An 18,236-nucleotide genomic window follows, 5' to 3' on the forward strand; every position below is an offset into this window, starting at 1 on the left:
AAAGATACCGGCAGACGCAACACCGACGCGGGAACAGGCATGGAAACGGGTTCGCAGCCGATCCTGGTCGAAAGCTTCGCGGCCTTCACGCTTGGCATCATCGTGTATTTCATCGGCGCGCGCCTGACGCTTCGATTTCCCGTCCTGCAACGCTACAGCATCCCCGAGCCGGTCAGCGGCGGGTTGCTCTTTGCGCTGGCGACACTGGCCATTGCCATCACGACCGGACGCGAGATCGAGTTCGACCTCGAAGCCCGCGACCTGCTGCTGGTCTATTTCTTCACGACCGTCGGCCTGAACGCACGCTTCTCGCAACTGATCAGCGGGGGTCGCCTGCTGGGCATCCTCGTCGGACTGACCGTTCTGGCGATGGTGTTGCAAAACCTCGTCGGCGCAGTCGGGGCGCTGGCGTTCGGTTTGCCACCGCAGGCGGGGGTGCTGCTGGGCACTGCCTCGCTCATCGGTGGACATGGTACCGCGATCGCATGGGGGCCGACGCTGCAGACGGAATACGGGATCGACGGCGCGGCCGAGCTTGGCATCGCCGCAGCGACGCTTGGCCTGATCATGGCCAGCCTGCTTGGCGGCCCGATCGCGAAAATGCTGATCTCGCGCAACCAGCTTGTCGCCCCCCTGCATCCCGAGGAACACACGGCCACCGCCGCGACACCAGAGCCGGGAGCCGAGACAGGGATCACCCATGTCTCGATCATGCGCAGCCTTCTGTGGATTCACGGCGCAATCGCCCTTGGTTACGTCCTTCACGAAGCACTCGAGGCGACCTCGCTGAAACTGCCCCTGTTCGTGCCCTGTCTGCTAAGCGGGATCCTTCTGTCGAACCTTCTTCCGCTTCTGATGCCAGACCGGAACATCCGCCTGCGCGGCCCCGCGACCGACCTGATCTCGGAATTCAGCCTGTCCGTGTTCCTGTCGATGTCGCTGATGAGCATGCAGCTTTGGACCCTCGCCACCAGCGCGGGCGTGCTGACGGTCACTATGGCGCTTCAGGCGGTGACCACGACGGTCTTCGTGGCGCTTGTCGTGTTCCGCCTGATGGGCAGGGACTATGTCGCAGCGGTGCTGTCGTCGGGCTTTACCGGTTTCGCGCTTGGCGCGACGCCGACCGCCATCGCGAACATGACCGCCGTCACCCAGCGCTATGGCCCCGCGCCACTGGCCTTCATCCTGCTGCCGCTGGTGTCGGCCTTCCTCGTCGACCTCGCGAACGCGGTGATGATCCAGTGGTACCTGGCGATCTGGTAAGATCCGCAGGACAGGCCTTTGTCTCCGCCCACATCGCACCGGGCGTCTCGATGACCGCCCGTAGGTTGCCGCACGTCATACAGTAACCCCTCGCTCGGCGCAGGCAATGTGGTCGCTTTAGACCGCCCGAGCCGATATCAGTACTCACCCTTCGCCCGGCTCTTGCTCGGGTCGAAATGCGGGAACGGGACAACCCTTGCGGGCAGACGCTTCTGATGCCCGTCGAGCCGGCCGATCTCCAGCACCTCTCCCTCTGTGCCGTGCGGCGTGTTCACCCGCGCCAGCGCAATGACCTTCTTCAGGATCGGAGACCACACTGCCGAGGTGACCACCCCGACCTGAACCCGGCCCACCCGCACGCAATCGCCGTGCGACGGAACCTCGCGCCCCTCCAGTTCCAGCCCGACCAGCCGCCGTTGCGGGCTGGACTTGCGCGCCTCCAGCGCGGCGCGACCGACGAAGTCGTCCTCCTTGGACTTGAGCGGCACGGTGAAGCCGATGCCGGCCTCGAACGGATCGGTCTGGTCGTCGAACTCGTGGCCCGCAAAGGCCAGCCCCGCCTCGACGCGCAAAACGTCCAGCGCCGTCAGGCCCAGCGGCACCATTCCCTTCGGAGCGCCCGCAGCCCAGATCGCATCCCACACGGCGGGCGCGTCCTTCGGGTGGCAAAAGACCTCATAGCCCAGCTCGCCGGTATAGCCCGTCCGGCTGATCATCACCGGCACCCCGTCAAATCCGCCGATCCGGGCGATGGTGAAGCGGAACCAGCCCAGTTCCTCGACCGTCGGCCGGTCCGGCGGCGTCCAGAACACCTCGGCCAGAATCTCGCGGCTGAGCCGTCCCTGCACCGCGACGTTGCACAGCTGGTCGGTGGAGTTCCGGACATGCGCATTCAGTCCCAGCGCCTCGGCCTGTTCGCGCAGGAACAGACCGCTGTCGTCGGTGCCGCCAATCCAGCGGAAGGCGTGGTCGGACATGCGGAACACCGTGCCGTCGTCGATCATCCCGCCATGCTGCGCACAGACGGCGGTATAGACCACCTGCCCCACCGCAAGCTTGGCTATGTTCCGCGTCACGCAGGCCTGAAGCAGGGCTTCTGCATCGGGGCCCGTCACTTCGTACTTGCGCAGGGGCGAAAGATCCATGATCGCCGCTTTCTCGCGGCAGGCCCAGTATTCCTCCTGCCAGCCCGCGCGCGTGGTATTCGCCAGCCAATAGCCTTGGTACTCGCCAATATCCCGGGTGTGCTGGGCGAAACAGTCGTGGAACCCGGTTTCCTTGGTCATTTCCACATCGTCCTCCGGTCGCTTGCGCCACCCGATGGCCCGCTGGAAATTCTCTTCGGGCCGGTAGGTGCGCAGCTGGATATCGGTCGGGTTCCAGCCGTTGGCCGGATCTATGTCGTCGGGACAGGCGGTTGACACGCAGACGAGGTCAGTCAGCGCCCGCACCATCACGTAGTCGCCGGGCCGCGACCACGGTTCGTCGCCGACAATCCCGTGATCCGCGTCGATCATCGTGTTGAAGAAGAAGTTGATCGCAGGCCATCCCGCGCGGGGCCGGACACCGTAGGATGCAAGGCCCGTATTGATGTTGTCGGTGCAGTTGCGGTGCCCGAAATAGCCCATGTCCTCGTAGTAGCGCGAGGTGCAGGCCAGACCGAAGGTATCGTGCCGACCGACGGTGTCCTGCACGACCTCGACCAGAGGCTCGAAATCGACGTTCCAGAATTTCGAGTGCAGTCCCGGCATGGGATAGGCCGTGCCGGTCATCGTCCGGGTCGCGGTCGGGTCGATCTCGCGGTCGATGCCGGCGTCCAGCGCACGTTTCGAGAACGCCTGAAAGTCCGAGCACTCGCGCCCCTGCACGTCGAGGATCTGGATCCACGTCCCCGCCGGCACCTCGTAGACATAGGCATCGCCGGGCTGGATGTTGACGTCCAGCACCGGGTCCGCCAGCGGATCGGGGGGCGCGTGGCGGGTCCGCGCCTCGCCCGCATCGGCGCGGCGCAGGTACAGCAGGATATCGGTCGGCGTGTCATTTTCTGCTGGCGACATCGGACCGCCCGGCGCGGCGACGATCAGCAGACCATCGCCCGCCGCGATCCATGTCACGCTGTCGTTCGGCCGGCTTTCCGGCCCGAACGCCGCCACGCCCAGCGCCGCGCCCAGATCGAAACCCGCCCGCTCCAGCGCACGACGCACCAAGCGACCCGACTGGCTGTCCAGCGACAGGCGCAGCCCGTCCGGCACCCAGTCCGCCGCCTTGCCGATCAGCCCGGCATCGCAGCGACCGTCAGGGCGAAAGGCCACGACCTCAGCCCGTTGCCCGCCCTCGCGGTCGACCAACGTGATCTCGTCGCCTGCCCGGATCTCGACCGCGCGGCTGCCGCCACCCGGTACCGGAAGCCGCTCGACCCCCGGCGGAAGAACCGGCAGGCCGGGCGCGACGACGCCCGACCGCGCGAAAGGCGCTTCCAGCCCCATGCTACTCGCCCGGGACCGTTTCCGGCTCGGCCAGATAGCTTTCCAGCGAGTCGTCGAGCGCGTCCTTCCACGGCGTGTGATGCGGCGGCGCCATCGTGCCGGTCAGCGGCGAGACGTAGCCGTAGTTGCGGAAGTTCATGATCCCCTTCTTCTTGTGCTTCTTCCACTGGAAGAACGCCTCGTTCGCGCCGTCCACGTTGAACGAGGGGTAATCGGTCTCGGCGATCAGTTCCTTCACGTAGTCGCCCTGATAGACGATCGCACCGTAGTCGTCGGGCACCGCGTCCTCGTCATCCTGCCGTTTCTTCCAATCCGCTTCCATCGCGGCGGCGTCAGGCAGGGCGATCTTGCCCATGACGCAGTCCCGCACCCACCATGCCTGCGCGTCGAACATGTTGAAGGTGAACCACTGGTCCTGCATGCCGAGGTAGAACAGCTTGGGATTCTTGACCCAGACGACGCCCTTGTAAAGATCGCTTGCCGCCAGCCGGTTCGCCGTCTTCAGACGCAGCGAGTCGGGCAGGAACGGGAAGTGGTGCTTGTACCCGGTACACAGGATGATCGCGTCGACGTCCTTGCTGGTGCCGTCCTTGAAATACGCGGTCCTGCCTTCGACCTTCACCAGCGCCGGGACCTCTTGCCAGTTCTCCGGCCAGTCGTATCCCATCGGCGCCGTCCGGTGCGCGACGGTGATCGAGTTCGCGCCGTATTTCCAGCACTGGGACCCGATGTCCTCGGCCGAGTAGGAGGTGCCGAGGATCAGGATGTCCTTACCGGCGAACTCGCGCGCGTCGCGAAAGTCGTGGGCGTGCAGGACACGACCGTTGAAAGTCTCGAAGCCCGGATAATACGGCACGTTCGGAACCGAGAAGTGGCCGGTCGCGACGATCACGTGGTCGAAGGTCTCACGGGTCTCGGTGTCGGTTTCGCCGTCCCGCGCAACGACCGTAAACAGGCCGGTCGTCTCGTCAAAGGTCACGTCGCGCACGACGGTCGAGAACTTGATCCAGTCGCGGACCCCGGCGGCCTTCACCCGCCCCTCGATATAGTCGAACAGCACGGCGCGCGGCGGATAGCTGGCGATCGGCTTGCCGAAATGCTCGTCGAAGGAATAGTCGGCGAATTCCAGACCCTCTTTCGGACCGTTCGACCACAGATAGCGGTACATCGAGCCGTGGCAGGGATTGCCGTACTCGTCGACGCCGGTGCGCCAGTCGTACCGCCACAGACCGCCCCAATCTGCCTGCTTTTCATAGCAGACGATCTCGGGGATCTCCTCGCCCTTCATCTTCGCCGACTGGAAGGCTCTTAGCTGTGCAAGCCCGGACGGCCCCGCTCCGATCACGCATATCCGCATGGCAAAATATCCCTGTTGGCCCACGTTTTCCTCATGGTCGAAAATTTTCACTCTCAGGCAACAAAAATTCTTGCGGCGGCCAGTTTTGAGTGGGACTTTCAAGCCCAACACGGGATTGCTGCCCATTTGGCGGGCAGCCGCACAGTCGAGGGGCAGCTTGGCACATTTCGTTATCCTTCAACACGAGCCGACCGCGCATCTGGCGCTGTTCGCGCCAATGATCGCCGATGCCGGGCACCGGATGACGGTGGTGATGCTGGGCCAGGACGAACTGCCGCCGCTGGACGACGTCGATGCCCTGTGGATCCTCGGCGGCGCGATGGACGTGTTTCAGGAAGACATCCATCCGTGGCTGATCGACGAGAAACGCTTCATCCGCGAGGCTGTTCGGGACCGCGCGTTGCCCGCCTTCGGGATCTGTCTTGGCCATCAACTGATGGCAGAAGCACTTGGTGGAAGCTGTGCGCTTGGCGGCGCCGAGATCGGCGTGCTGGACGTGAAGGTCACCGCGCCCTCGCCGTTCCTCACTGACCTGCCGCCCGCGTTTCCGGTCCTGATCTGGCACGGGGTCGAGGTAACGTCCCTGCCGCCCGGCGCGACCTGCGTGGCGAAGTCCGATGATTGCGCCGTGCACGCCATCCAATACGGCCCCCGCGCGTTCTCGATGCAAAGCCATCCCGAGGTCGGCCCCGACGTCGTCGCCGACTGGGCCGCGATCCCCGCCGCCGCCATCGTGCTGGCCGAGAAACTGGGACCGGGCGGAGCCGAGCGCCTGACAGCCGATGTCGCCGACCGGATGCCCGAGTTGGAACGCAACGCCAGAACCCTGTTCGACAACTGGTGCCGGCAGGTCGGCATCGCCAGCGAGGTGCCCGCATGACCGAAGCGAAGATCTACGACGCGGGCGCCTTCGTCCTGCAATCCGGCCTGACCCTGCCCGACGCGAAAATCGCCTATGTCACCTATGGCGAACTGAACGCCGCGAAGGACAACGTCATCGTCTACCCCACCCGCTATGCCGGGACCCATAACGAACAGCCGCCGCTGATCGGCGAGGGCAAGGCGCTGGACCCGACCAAGTACTTCATCATCGTGCCGAACACGCTGGGCAACGGCGCGTCGTCTTCGCCCTCGAACACCCCCGCCCCGCTGGGCGGCCCGGACTTTCCGCTGGTGACGCACTACGACAATGTCATCCTGCAGGAACGCATGTTGAAGGACCTGTGGGGGATCGAGGAAATCCGTCTGGTCTGCGGCTGGTCGATGGGCGGCCAGCAGTCCTATCACTGGGCGGCGATCTTCCCGGACCGGGTGCGCGCCATGTCGTGCTTCTGCGGTCAGGCGATCACCGCGCCGCACACCCACGTCTTCCTTGAAGGCGTGAAATACGCGCTGATCACCGACCCCGCGTGGATGAACGGCTATTACAGGGAACAGCCGTGGCGCGGGTTCACGGCGCAGGGCCGGGTCTGGGCAGGCTGGGCGCTGTCGCAGGAATGGTATCGCCGGGAGATGTGGCGCGAGTTGGGGTTCTCGTCGCTGGAGGACTATCTGAAACGCGCGTGGGACGGAGCCTACTTCCCCCGAGACGCCAACGACATGCTGTCGCTGATCGCGACGTGGCAGGCCTGCGATATCTCGGACAACCCGATCTATGAAGGCGACCGCGCCGCCGCGCTGGGGTCGATCACCGCGAAAGCGATCATCATGCCGGGGCGCACCGACTTCTACTTCCCGCCCGAAGACAACGCCGCCGAGGTCGCGCAGATGCCCAACGCGGAACTGCGCGTGATCGAGTCGGTTTGGGGCCACTATGCAGGCGGCGGGCGCGCAGCCGAGGATACGGCCTTTGTCAACGCCGCGCTGAAAGAGCTTCTGGCGTGACCCACGACATCATCGTCATCGGTGCAGGCAGCGCCGGGTGCGCGCTGGCCGAGCGGCTGTCGCGCAACCCCGCCTGCAAGGTTCTGCTGCTCGAAGCGGGCCCGACGGACCGCCACCCGTTCCTGCAAATGCCCGCGGGCGTCGCAAAGGCCATCGCCCACCCCCGGTTCAACTGGCACTACGAGACGGTCCCGCAACACCACATGGACGGCCGCCGCCTGTATGTCCCGCGTGGCAAGGTGCTGGGCGGCTCGTCCGGCATCAACGCGATGGTCTATGTCGAGGGGCACCCCTCGGACTACGACGCATGGGAGGCCGCAGGCTGTACCGGCTGGGGATGGAACGCGGTCGAACCGGCGCTGGCGCAGGTGAAGGCAACGCTGGACCCGTCGATGCCCGACAGCGGGTCCGAAGCCTATGCGGCCTTCGTCGCGGCGGGCGGAGAGATGGGGTTCCCCATTTTCGACGACGTCGAGGGCCGCCAGTCGGGCTTCGGCATGTTCCGCCTGAACGTGAAAGACGGCAAACGGCGCAGCGCTGCGGCGGCTTATCTGGCGCTGGCCAAGGGCCGCGCTAACCTGACCATACGGACCGGCGCGCTGGTGCTTGGCCTCGCGGGCGTCGGCCGGGTGCGCGGCGTCCGCGTTGCAAACGGTCGCGATGAGGAAACGCTTCAGGCCGGACACGTCGTGCTGGCCGCGGGCGCGATCGGTACGCCGCAGATCCTGATGCTGTCCGGGATCGGTCCCGCCCACCATCTTGCCGAGCTGGGCATCGCGGTCCGGGCCGACCTGCCCGGCGTGGGCGAGAACCTTCACGATCACCTCGAGGTGAAGGTCAAACACCGTATGACCCGCCCTCTGTCGCTGTGGGACCACGCGAAGTTCCCGAACAACCTGATGGTCGGCGCGCAATGGCTGCTGACGAAACAGGGCGTCGGGCGGCAGCAAGGGCTGGAGGCCGGTGCGTTTCTGCGGCTGGACGGAACGGACGGCCCGCCCGATACGCAGTTGCATTTCATCAACGCGCTGGCCTTCGACGGCGCCACCGCCGACGACCGGGGGCACGGCTTCGCGATCGACTTGACCCAGCTTCAGCCCGAAAGCCGGGGGCGGCTGCGGCTTGCTTCGGCGGATCCGGCGGCGAAACCGCTGATCGACCCGAACTATCTTGCCGCCGAGGCGGATGTGAACGCGCTGCGCGAGGGGCTTCGATTTCTGCGCGAGCTTTGCCAGCAGCCTGCGCTGGCCACCATCGCGGGCGAGGAACTGCGGCCCGGACCGGCCAAGACGTCGGACGCCGATCTGGACGCGGTGGTGCGCGCCACGGCGGATTCGATCTATCATCCCGTCGGCACCGCCAAGATGGGCACCGATGGAATGGCGGTGGTGAACCCGGCCACGATGGCCGTGCACGGGGTCGAGGGCCTGTCGGTCGCCGACGCTTCGGTCATGCCGCGGATCGTCAGCGGCAACACCAATGCGCCTTCGGTCCTGATCGGCGCGATGGGGGGAGAGAAGATCGCCACCGCGCTGGGGGCCGGCTGATCCAGCAACCATTGGTGCGCACGCCGGAACCCGGATGTGCGCCGGTGCGTGTGGCGTTGGCGGGCAAGACGGGCAATCCTGCGGGCAGACTGGACCCCGGAAAGAAGTACCGATGCCGATGACCCGCCGTACCCTTCTCGCCTCTGCCGCCGCCACCGCCACCGCCCTGCCCGGCAGCCTTTCCGCCGCCGAAGACATGCTGCCGCTGTCCGCTCCGGTCAGTGTCCGCAAGGTCGGGCTTTGGGCAAAGGACGCCGAGACGATGGCCGACTGGTACGCCGCGCGCGTGGGCCTTCAGCGCATGGGCGGCGAGGGCAACGTGATCGCGATGGGCAACGGCCGCGACGTCCTGCTGGACATCACGGAAGACTCCGCACTGACCATCGCGCCCCCGACGCAGGCCGGTCTCTATCACACCGCGTTCCTTCTGCCGTCCCGCCGCGACCTCGCCCGTTGGGTGCTGTTCGCGATGCGCGAGCAGTTTCCCGTCGATGGCGTCGCCGATCACCTCGTCAGCGAGGCGATCTATCTGACCGACCCCGAAGGCAATGGCGTCGAGATCTACGCCGACCGTCCCGCCTCGGATTGGGTCTGGACCGACGGCAGCGTCGAGATGGCAAGCAAGGCGATCGACTTCGACTCGCTTCTGGCCGAAGCAGGCCCCGCGCCGATCCCGTGGGAGACCGCACCCGCCGGCACCGTGGTTGGCCACGTCCACCTGAAAGTCGGCGACGCCACGCTGGCCGGGGACTGGTGGCAGACGCAGATGGGCTTCGATGCGGTGCGTGCGCGGCAAGGCGCCGTGTTCCTGTCCACCGGCGGCTACCACCACCACATCGCGGTGAACCAATGGCAAAGTGCGGGCGCACCGATGCGGCCCGAGGGTTTCACCGGCCTCGCCTATGTCGACCTGCAAAGCCGCGCCCCGGTCGAGGCTGCGGTGTTCAGCGACGACTGGGGCACCGAGATCCGGCTGTCTGCGGTCTGACCCGAAGCGGTCAGTCCGGCATCTGGTCCGGTGGGCGGCGCACGAAGAACGCAGCCACGATCATCAGAAGCGAGATCGCCGCGCCGGTCACGAAGCCCGCGCGCAGGCCGGCTGCGGTGGCGGCGACCGTCTCGGCTCCGGCAGCCATTTCTGTTCCGATCCGTACCGACATGATCGACACGAACAGCGCGATGCCCGCCGCGCCCGCAACCTGCTGCACGGTGCCGATCACCGCGCTGCCGTGCGAGTAAAGGTCCTGCGGAAGCGAGCCCAGCGACGAGGTGAACAGCGGCGTGAACAGCAGCGCCAGCCCGACGCTTAGCACCACATGCGCGGCAAGGACCCAGACCATTGCCGTGTCGACGCCAAAGCTTGCCATGATCCAAAGGCCCGCGCTGACCAGCGTCGCGCCCGGAATCACCAGCTTGCGCGCACCGACCCGGTCGAAGGCGCGGCCGACACCCGGCGCCAGAAGTCCCATGATCAGGCCGCCCGGCAGCAAAAGAAGGCCCGCCGTCAAAGGCTCCATCCCCAATACGTTCTGCATGTAGATCGGCAGCAGGATGATCATCCCGAACAGCGCCATCATCGCGAAGCCCATCATGATCACCGAAACGGTGAAGACCTTCACCGCGAAGGTGTGCAGGTTCAGCAGCGCCCGGTCCCGCAGCTTCAACTGCCGCAAGATGAACACGACCAGCACCGCCCCGCCGACGAGCAGCGGCAGCCAGACCGGAACCGGTCCGCCGCCGCCGTGGCTTTCGCCGATGGTGGACAGGCCATAGACCAGCCCGCCGAACCCGAGGGCCGACAGCGGCACCGAGATCGCGTCGAGCGGCGCCTTCTTCGGCTCGGTCACGTTGACCAGCCGCGCCCAGCCCAGCGCCAGCGCGCCCAGTCCGATTGGCAGCACGAGGATGAACATCCAGCGCCAGTGCAGGTAGTGCAGAATGATGCCCGAGATCGTCGGCCCGATGGCCGGGGCGACCGAGATCACGATAGAGATGTTGCCCATCGTGCGGCCCCGGCTTTCCGGCGGCACAAGGTTCATGACCGTGGTCATCAGAAGCGGCATCATGATCGCGGTGCCCATCGCCTGAACCACGCGGCCAAGGATCAGCAGGCCAAGTCCGGGCGCCACGGCGCAGACCAGCGTGCCCGCGCTGAACAGGCTCATCGCGAGGGTGAACACGAACCGCGTGTGGAACCGTTGCAGCAGGAAGCCGGTGATCGGGATCACCACCGCCATCGTCAGGAGAAACGCGGTGGTCAGCCACTGTGCGGCGTTGGCGGTCACGTCGAGGTCGACCATCAGACGCGGCAGCGCGACCGACATGATCGTCTCGTTCAGGATCACGGTGAAGGCAGAGACCAGCAGAAGCGTGATCACCAGCCGGTTGCGCGCCGCGTGTTCCGGGGCCGAAGCGGCGCCGGTGGACGGGGCAGAGGACAAATCGGGCTGCATCGGGGGACTCGGTCACGGGAAAAGGGAACGGCCGGAACGATCCGGCCGCATAGCTGTGGGGTCGCCCGTTCATGGTCCGCGGTCAAGATGCCGCGTGCGCAAGGCCGGGTTGCGGCGGCCGGTGGCCGAAGCCGCATGTTCCCGTCCCCGCCCCCGGATCAGCGCAAGTCGAACGCGATTGGCAAGGTCACCGGGCCGGTGTTGCCGCTGTCGGCCAGCCACGTGGCCGGACCGTCCGCAACCGGCGTCTTCAGGCGTTGCGACAGCAGGCGATAGGCCACCGCCATATCGTTGCGCGCCACGATGTTGCCAAGGCAGTGATGGATGCCGCCGCCGAAGCCGTAGTTGCGCGCGCGTTTCGCCGTGATGTCGAAGGATGCGTCTTCCATCGCGGCGGGATCGGTCCCCGCGCTTTCGGAATAAAGATGCAGCACTGTCCCCTTGGCGACTGTGATCCCGCCATAGTCGAAGTCTTCGATGGCTTCCCGCGTCACCCACGTGATCGTCGGGCGCATCCGCATCACCTCGGTCGCCGCGGCCATGTCCAGCGACGGATCGGCGGCCAATGCGTCCCACTGCGCCGGGTGGTCCATGAACATCGACATGCCAAGCCCAAGCTGGTTGCGCGTGGTGTCGACACCCGCGAAGGCCAGCATAAGCGCGAGGTTCTTCAGTTCGGCATCCGACAGCCGGTCGCCGTCCGCGGTCGCCTGTACCATGGCCGACAGGATGTCGTCGCCGGGATTGGCCTGACGCTCGGCCAGCACCGCGTTCATGTAGTCGCCAAGTTCCTTCGTCGCCGCCTCGATCGCGTCGATCTCGGCCTTGTAGTTCACCCCCAGCGCCAGACCCATCGTCGCCGAGGTGCGCAGGATGAACGCGGCCTCGGTTTCGGGCAGGCCAAGGATCAGGCACAGCACCCGCGCCGCATAAGGGTCGGCGAACTCGGCCATGAAATCGCAACGGCCCTTGTCGATGAACGCGTCGGTCAGGTCGGTGGCGATGCGCTCGAACTCGGGCATCATCGTCTTCACGACCTTGGGAGAGAACGCCGGATTCACCAGCCGCCGCAGCCGCCAGTGATCGTCGCCCTCGGTCACGAGGATCGAGCTGTTCCACCAGTCCGCGAAGTACCCGCTGGGCACGCCGTTCAGCGCCGGCCAGTTGTGGCTGCCCTGGATCAGCGACTTGTGGGTCAGCAGTTCGCCCATCTCCTTGTGGCGCAGCACGGCAAGCCCATAGGGCGTCTTGGCGTACCACGAGGCATCCCGCGCCTTCCGCACCGGTTCGGACCGGAGCGAAAAGGCGGGGTTTGCCACGTCGAGGAAGGGGGCGTCTTCCAGCGCAAGTGTCACGGCAGGCACTCCATGTAGGTGTCCTTGTCCCAATCGGTGACTGTGGACATAAACCGCGCCCACTCGTCCGACTTGTACTCATGGTACAGGCGATACATCTCGCCCGGCAGGCCTTTCTGAACCACCTCGTCGTTGTCGAGATGCACCAGCGCCTCGCCCAGCGACATCGGCAGTTTCTTGACCTTCTTGCCCTGCGCCATCGCCTCGTAGATGTTCCGTTCCTCGGGCTTGCCGGGGTCGAGATCGTTGTCCAGACCGTCGTCCATCGCGGCCAGCAGGGCCGAGCCCATCAGGTACGGGTTCACCATCGAGTCGACCGAGCGGTATTCGAACCGGCCCGGAGCCGAAACGCGAAGGCCGGTGGTGCGGTTCTGGAAGCCCCAGTCGCTGAACACCGGCGCCCAGAAGCCCGTGTCCCAAAGACGGCGATAGCTGTTCACGGTCGACGCGCCGATTGCGGTCAGCGCCTGAAGGTGCGCCACGACGCCGCCGATCGCCTTCAGGCCGGTCTTGCCCGGCATTTGCGGGTCGTCGGTGTCGGGCATGAACGTGTTGTCGCCGCCCGAGACGTACATGTAGTTCTCGGCCATGCCCGGCAGGTTGTCCGGGTCGTTGCCGGTCTTGCGGAACACATCCTCGCCCGCCGTCCACAGCGACATGTTGTGGTGGCAGCCAGAGGCCGACACGCCCATGAACGGCTTCGTCATGAAACAGGCGAAAATATCGTTCTCGCGCGCCACCTGCGCGCACAGCTGCCGGTAGGTCGTCAGACGGTCGGCATTGCGCAGCACGTCGTCGAAGGTCCAGTTCAGCTCCAGCTGGCCCGGTGCGTCCTCGTGGTCGCCCTGGATCATGTCGAGGCCCATCTTCCGCGCGTAGCGGATCACCTGCATCGACACCGGGCGCAGCGCCTCGAATTGGTGGATGTGATAGCAGTAGGGCTTGGAATAGCCTTCCGACGGCTTGCCGTTCTCGTCGTACTTCAGCCACATCATCTCGGGCTCGGTGCCCATGCGCAGCTGAAGCCCGTGTTTCTCGGTGAACTCTTTATGCATCCGCCGCAGGTTACCGCGACAGTCGGCGGTCAGGAACGCGCCGGGATCGACCTTTTCCTCGCGGTTGCGGAACAGGGTGCAGAACATCCGGCCAATCTCGGGCGCCCACGGAAGCTGCATGAAGGTCTCGGGTTCGGGGATACCGACCAGTTCCGCCGCTTCGGGACCGTAGCCAAGGTAATCGCCGGCGCGGTTGGTGAACAGGTTGACGGTCGAGCCGTAAACAAGCTGGAAGCCCTTCTTCGCAACGCTCTCCCAATGGTCCGCCGGAATGCCCTTACCCATGATCTTGCCGGTAACCGACACGAACTGAAGATAGAGATACTCGATCCCCAGCGCGTCGATCTTCTCGCGCACCGCCTTGATCTTTTCCGCGCGTCCCTCTTCCTCGACGAAGCTTTCGATATCCATCTGGCCGTGGTCCCTGTTGTGATGTTCGTTGCTCAAGACAGAGCCAAGGGAATCGGCCTTGTCCACGAAAAACTAACACCCACAGGAAACATTTATTCTCTGCACGAGAATAGGGCGACAAATTGCACGCCGCGTTTCGCACTTCGCTCAAAAACCGGGCTGGGCTTCCCTTGCTTCGCCTGAAACCGGGCAAAACCCGCGAAAACCCACGATTCCGTGATTGCGCATTTTGGCTGACAGGAAACTTTCTTCACTCTCAGGGCCAGAGGGGCGCCTGCCCCTTTCACAAACAAGGTGCTGACAGGGAGTCAGAGACATGGAACAGGAACTCGCCCAGCTGGTCGAACGGGTGACCGCCCTTGAGGGCGGCGCCGGTTGGGCCGGTACGGTCAACTCGGAAATCTTCTATTGGTGGTGTACCGCGCTGATGATCACCATCCACGCGGGTTTTCTTGCCTACGAAATGGGGGCAAGCCGCGTGAAGAACGTGCTGGCATCGGGGATCAAGAACATCCTCGCCTTCGCGTTCATGGTGCCGACCTTCTACTTCTTCGGCTGGTACATCTATCTTGCGTTCTACAACGGGTTCATCCCGGCCGCCGACGGCGCCGCTGGCCTGCCGTGGGACCTGTCGATGGGTCCGAACCTTGCCGACAACGCCACCGGCATCTTCTGGGCAGCCTTCACGCTGTTCGCCGCTACGACCGCCTCGATCTTCTCGGGCGCGGTGATCGAGCGCATCCAGACCGCCGGCTTCCTGATCCTCGCGATCCTTCTGGGTTCGGTGGTCTGGATCCTTGGCGGTGCATGGGGCTGGCACCCGACGGGCTGGCTGACGGTGAAGTGGGGCTATCATGACGTGGGCGCCGCAGGCGTCGTACACATGGTCGCGGGCTTCTTCGCGCTTGGCGTGCTGATCAACCTCGGACCGCGTGTCGGCAAGTTCAACGCCGACGGCTCGGCCAACGTGATCAAGGCGCACAACATTCCGTTCACCATCACCGGCCTGATGCTGATCATCGTGGGCTTCTTCGGCTTCCTCGGCGGCTGTATCATCTACATCCCCGGCGAGCAGTGGCAGAACATCTACGGTCAGCCGACCACCCTTTCGGCCTTCGCCTTCAACACCCTGATGGGCATGGCTGGCGGCATCATCGGCGCGTGGATGAAAACCCGCGATCCGTTCTGGATGATGTCGGGCGCGCTGATCGGTATCTTCGCCGCGGCCTCTGGCCTCGACGTCTACTACCCGCCGGTCGCGTTCCTGCTGGGCACCTTCGGCGGCTTCGTCGTGCCGATGGTCGCTGTCCGTCTTGAGAAGATGGGGATCGACGACGCTGTCGGCGCCTTCCCGGTGCACGGCATCGGCGGCCTGATCGGTGTGGTCGCCTGCGGCATCTTCGCGGCAGGTTACCCGAACGTGGGCGAAGGCTATCCGCCGGTCACGCTGATCGGTCAGATCGTCGGCGCGGTCACGATGGCGCTTCTGGGCTTCATCCCGGGTTATGTCGCGTCGTTGATCCTGAAGATGTTCGGCCTGCTGCGCGTGCCGGATCACATCCAGGAAATCGGTCTCGACGTGGTCAAGGTGCCGGTCGAAGCTTACCCCGAGGGCTACATTCCCGGCCCCGTCACCACCATCGACCCCGGCGCAGCGCCGGCAGAGTAAAGGAGCAAACGCATGAACACCTCTCCGATCACCAGCTGGGACGGGGCCGAGGCGATCTTCACCTGGGCCGACAGCCCGACGATGATGGCGATTGCGCTGATCGGCGCGCTGGCCGTCACTGTGGGGGCGATTGTCTACGCCGCGTCGCACGACAAGCACGCCTACGCGAGCTACAAGCCGAAATAACACCGGCACACGAACACTTGCGGAGATCGGGCGGTCCTTCGGGGCCGCCCTTTCTTATCCGGCGTAGGGCTCGACCCTGTCGGCCGAGATCGCATAGCCAACTTCTGCCAGCTGGGTCGAGGTCGCTGCGGCGCCGAACATGCCCGTCACCGTCACCGGCTCGAACAGTCCGTCGGAGTCATATGGCCGGTCGGTCGTGGTCACGAGAACAAGCTGGTTCGCGGGGGGCGGCGGCACGTGGATGCAGGCCCCGACATAGGGCACCAGCATGAACACGGTCACGCCTGTGCCGTCGTAGTCCAGCGGCACGATGAAGCCTGACAACCTGACGGTCATGCCGTTCCAGTCGGTCCGCACGCCCGTAGCCGGAGGCTGCTGGGCGGCAAGATCCGCGGAATCATGCTGGACGACCCCGCTGAGTTCGCTTGTAAGCGTGGCGTCCCCTTCGGGCAGCAGGTCCTTCCATTCCAGTTCGACCACGTCTTCCGCCCGAAGCTGTCCAGGCACAAAGCCCAGCGCGGCAAGGCCGGCAAGCATCGCCCGTCGCGAGACGCCCGGCCGGCGCAGGTCAGTCGTTTGCATCCCTGAAGTCCTTTCAAGTCAAAGCGGCGCGGCGATCCCGCATCCGCTCAGGTTCTCACCATCATGCCATCCGCCAGCGAAAGCCGATAGGCCCGCAGCGCCGGCAAAAGGCTTGCCAGTCCCGCCGCCGCGACGACGCAAGCCAGCACCACGGCTTCCCGCAGCGACGGCGTCTCAATCGGCAGCCAAAGGCCGAAAGCCGCATCGACCCACGGACGCAGCAGGACCAGACCGCCGTACAGCAACACAATTCCAAGCACGGCGCCCACCAGCGCCATCAGCACCGCTTCCAGCACCAGAAGGCCAAGGATCGTGGCTGGACGCGCTCCCATCGCGCGCCAGATCGCCATCTCGCGCCGCCGCTCGTTGAGGCTTGAGAAGATCATCGCCATCATGCCCAGAAGCGCGGTCACGACGACCATGCCGGACACCCCGATCAAGGCCGTCTCGGCGATCCCCACGATCTGCCAAAGTTCCTGCAACGCGACGCCGGGCAGGATCGCCAGCAATGGTTCTTCCGGATATTCGTTGATCCAGCGCTGAAGCCCGAAGATCTGCAACCGCGACTCGACTCCCACCAAGGCCGCTGTGATCGCGGTCGGGGTCAGGTTCATCTGGCGGATGACCTCGACCGGCGTGGTCTGGCCCGGGATCTGCGCGCCGCTCTGCCAGTCGACATGGATCGCCTCGATTGCCTCCATGCTGACGATCACCGTGCGGTCCACAGGCGTGCCGGTCTTGCCGATGATGCCCGCCACGCGGAACGGTTGGTCGTCGTGTTCCGTGAACGAAGCCAGCCCGTGCGCCACGACAATCGGATCCCCCACCGAATACCCAAGCGTCGCCGCGACATCCGCACCGATCACGGCGTCGTAGAGATCCCCCAGCCCCTGCCCGTCGGAGAATTCCAGAGACCGCCCGCCGCGAAACCGGTAGCGGGTGAAGAACTCGTCCGTCGTCCCCATCACGCGGAACTGACGGTGACTGTCGCCCAGCGAGATCGGCACGATCCAGTCGACCTCGGGCCGGGCCGCGATGTCCTGATAGCTTTGCCACGTCACGTTGTTGGTCGCATTGCCGATCCGGAACACCGAGTACAGCAGCAGTTGCACCGACCCGGACCGCGCGCCAACGATCAGGTCGGTGCCCGAAATCGTATCGGCGAAGCTTGCCCGCGCGCCGGTGCGCACCTTTTCGACGCCAAGAAACAGCGCCACCGAAAGCGCGATGGCCAGCACCGTCATCCCGACGGTCAGCGCCCGCGCCAGTAGCGAACCGATGGCAAGGCGCAGGATCATGCGGCGGCCCTTTGCGTGGTCACGATATCCTCTAGCCGGATCACCCTGTCGAACCGGTCGCCCAGCCGTTCGTCATGGCTGACCATCAGCAGCGACGATCCGGCCTCTGCCGTACGGTCGAACAGCAGCCGCAGGAACGTGTCCTGCGTCGCCGCGTCCAAGGCCGAGGTGGGTTCATCCGCGACGATCAGCGGCGGCGCACCGATCAGCGCACGCGCCACAGCGACCCGCTGCTGCTGTCCGACGCTCAACCGTCCGGCGGGCAGGTGCGCCGCACCATCCGGCAGCCCAAGCGCCGCGCACAGACGCTCTGCCTCTGCAACGCCACCGGCACGCCGACGGCGGTTCGGAGCGAACCGCAAAGGCAGCATGATGTTGTCGGAAACGCGCGCGTAGGGCAGCAGGTTGAACTGCTGGAAGATCACCCCGATTTGTTCGGCCCTGAACCTGTCACGGCGCCCGGCGCTAAGCGACTTCAGGTCAGTCCCCCCGACTGAAACGACACCGCTGTCCGCAGTGACGATGCCGCAAACAAGCGACAACAGCGTGGATTTGCCCGACCCGCTGGCGCCGAGAAGCAGCACGCTTTCTCTTGGCGCAAGCGAAAAGGCCGGGCAGGACAGTCGGAACCCGCCCCGGCCGGGCCAGCCAAAGCTGACGTCGGTCAGAGCAAGCGCTGGGTCGGGCATG

At 65.4% G+C, this 18,236-nt stretch carries 15 protein-coding genes; 7 read left to right on the forward strand and 8 right to left on the reverse strand.

Translation table 11 applies throughout. The annotated features are described in order from the left end of the window. The first annotated feature begins 39 nt into the window (after positions 1 to 39). Complete coding sequence (gene gltS, locus ACP156_RS19555) at positions 40 to 1,263, forward strand: sodium/glutamate symporter (RefSeq protein ID WP_425053056.1); 1,224 nt, start codon at positions 40 to 42, stop codon at positions 1,261 to 1,263. Positions 1,264 to 1,400: 137 nt separating this feature from the next. On the opposite strand, the gene ACP156_RS19560 is transcribed toward gltS, so the two are convergent. Continuing rightward, entirely contained in the window at positions 1,401 to 3,749 is a 2,349-nt protein-coding gene (locus tag ACP156_RS19560; protein WP_425053057.1) for a DUF1989 domain-containing protein, read from the reverse strand. Position 3,750: 1 nt separating this feature from the next. Then, a complete protein-coding gene (locus ACP156_RS19565) occupies positions 3,751 to 5,106 on the reverse strand; it encodes a flavin-containing monooxygenase (RefSeq protein WP_425053058.1) in 1,356 nt (451 codons plus the stop codon). A 157-nt stretch (positions 5,107 to 5,263) separates the two neighbouring features. On the opposite strand from ACP156_RS19565, the gene ACP156_RS19570 reads away from it, so the two are divergent. The 4 genes from ACP156_RS19570 to ACP156_RS19585 all read left to right on the forward strand — a co-directional run bounded on the left by ACP156_RS19570 (position 5,264) and on the right by ACP156_RS19585 (position 9,525). After that, positions 5,264 to 5,986, forward strand: a complete 723-nt coding sequence (locus tag ACP156_RS19570) for a type 1 glutamine amidotransferase (RefSeq protein WP_425053059.1) — start codon at positions 5,264 to 5,266, stop codon at positions 5,984 to 5,986. Next, entirely contained in the window at positions 5,983 to 6,990 is a 1,008-nt protein-coding gene (locus ACP156_RS19575) for an alpha/beta fold hydrolase (RefSeq protein WP_425053060.1), read from the forward strand. Before ACP156_RS19570 ends, ACP156_RS19575 begins: the two co-directional genes overlap by 4 nt. Then, positions 6,987 to 8,537, forward strand: a complete 1,551-nt coding sequence (locus tag ACP156_RS19580) for a GMC family oxidoreductase (RefSeq protein ID WP_425053061.1) — start codon at positions 6,987 to 6,989, stop codon at positions 8,535 to 8,537. The genes ACP156_RS19575 and ACP156_RS19580 overlap by 4 nt, the downstream gene beginning before the upstream one ends. 118 nt (positions 8,538 to 8,655) lie before the next feature. Then, positions 8,656 to 9,525 carry a VOC family protein gene (locus ACP156_RS19585; RefSeq protein ID WP_425053062.1) on the forward strand — a complete coding sequence of 290 codons (870 nt, stop codon included), beginning with the start codon at positions 8,656 to 8,658 and terminating at the stop codon, positions 9,523 to 9,525. Between the two features lie 10 nt (positions 9,526 to 9,535). Here the strand turns inward: ACP156_RS19585 and ACP156_RS19590 are convergent, their stop codons facing one another. From ACP156_RS19590 to ACP156_RS19600, 3 genes are all read right to left on the reverse strand, one after another. Then, the gene (locus ACP156_RS19590; RefSeq protein WP_425053063.1) at positions 9,536 to 10,990 is read right to left on the reverse strand and encodes an MDR family MFS transporter; all 1,455 of its coding nucleotides are present in this window, start codon (positions 10,988 to 10,990) and stop codon (positions 9,536 to 9,538) included. Positions 10,991 to 11,148: 158 nt separating this feature from the next. After that, positions 11,149 to 12,345: a cytochrome P450 gene (locus ACP156_RS19595; protein WP_425053064.1), complete on the reverse strand. Its 1,197-nt coding sequence runs from the start codon at positions 12,343 to 12,345 to the stop codon at positions 11,149 to 11,151. Beyond that, positions 12,342 to 13,847 (reverse strand): glutamine synthetase family protein, encoded by a 1,506-nt coding sequence (locus ACP156_RS19600; RefSeq protein WP_425053065.1) that lies wholly within the window; start codon positions 13,845 to 13,847, stop codon positions 12,342 to 12,344. The genes ACP156_RS19595 and ACP156_RS19600 overlap by 4 nt, the downstream gene beginning before the upstream one ends. A 280-nt stretch (positions 13,848 to 14,127) precedes the next feature. Between ACP156_RS19600 and ACP156_RS19605 the strand changes: the two genes are divergently transcribed. Both ACP156_RS19605 and ACP156_RS19610 read left to right on the forward strand, forming a co-directional pair. Then, positions 14,128 to 15,480, forward strand: coding sequence for an ammonium transporter (locus ACP156_RS19605; RefSeq protein WP_425053066.1), 1,353 nt, complete (start codon positions 14,128 to 14,130; stop codon positions 15,478 to 15,480). A 12-nt stretch (positions 15,481 to 15,492) separates the two neighbouring features. Continuing rightward, positions 15,493 to 15,666: a hypothetical protein gene (locus ACP156_RS19610; protein WP_425053067.1), complete on the forward strand. Its 174-nt coding sequence runs from the start codon at positions 15,493 to 15,495 to the stop codon at positions 15,664 to 15,666. Positions 15,667 to 15,720: 54 nt separating this feature from the next. Here the strand turns inward: ACP156_RS19610 and ACP156_RS19615 are convergent, their stop codons facing one another. Genes ACP156_RS19615 through ACP156_RS19625 form a run of 3 tightly spaced genes read right to left on the reverse strand, consistent with a single transcriptional unit; the run spans position 15,721 to position 18,235 of the window. Further along, positions 15,721 to 16,248, reverse strand: a complete 528-nt coding sequence (locus tag ACP156_RS19615) for a DUF3299 domain-containing protein (protein WP_425053068.1) — start codon at positions 16,246 to 16,248, stop codon at positions 15,721 to 15,723. Between the two features lie 47 nt (positions 16,249 to 16,295). Then, positions 16,296 to 17,546, reverse strand: a complete 1,251-nt coding sequence (locus tag ACP156_RS19620; RefSeq protein WP_425053069.1) for an ABC transporter permease — start codon at positions 17,544 to 17,546, stop codon at positions 16,296 to 16,298. Next, on the reverse strand, positions 17,543 to 18,235 hold the full coding sequence (locus ACP156_RS19625; protein ID WP_425053070.1) for an ABC transporter ATP-binding protein: 693 nt from the start codon (positions 18,233 to 18,235) through the stop codon (positions 17,543 to 17,545). The genes ACP156_RS19620 and ACP156_RS19625 overlap by 4 nt, the downstream gene beginning before the upstream one ends. Position 18,236: the final 1 nt, after the last annotated feature.

Source organism: Psychromarinibacter sp. S121 (assembly GCF_049801035.1).
Lineage (GTDB): Bacteria > Pseudomonadota > Alphaproteobacteria > Rhodobacterales > Rhodobacteraceae > Psychromarinibacter.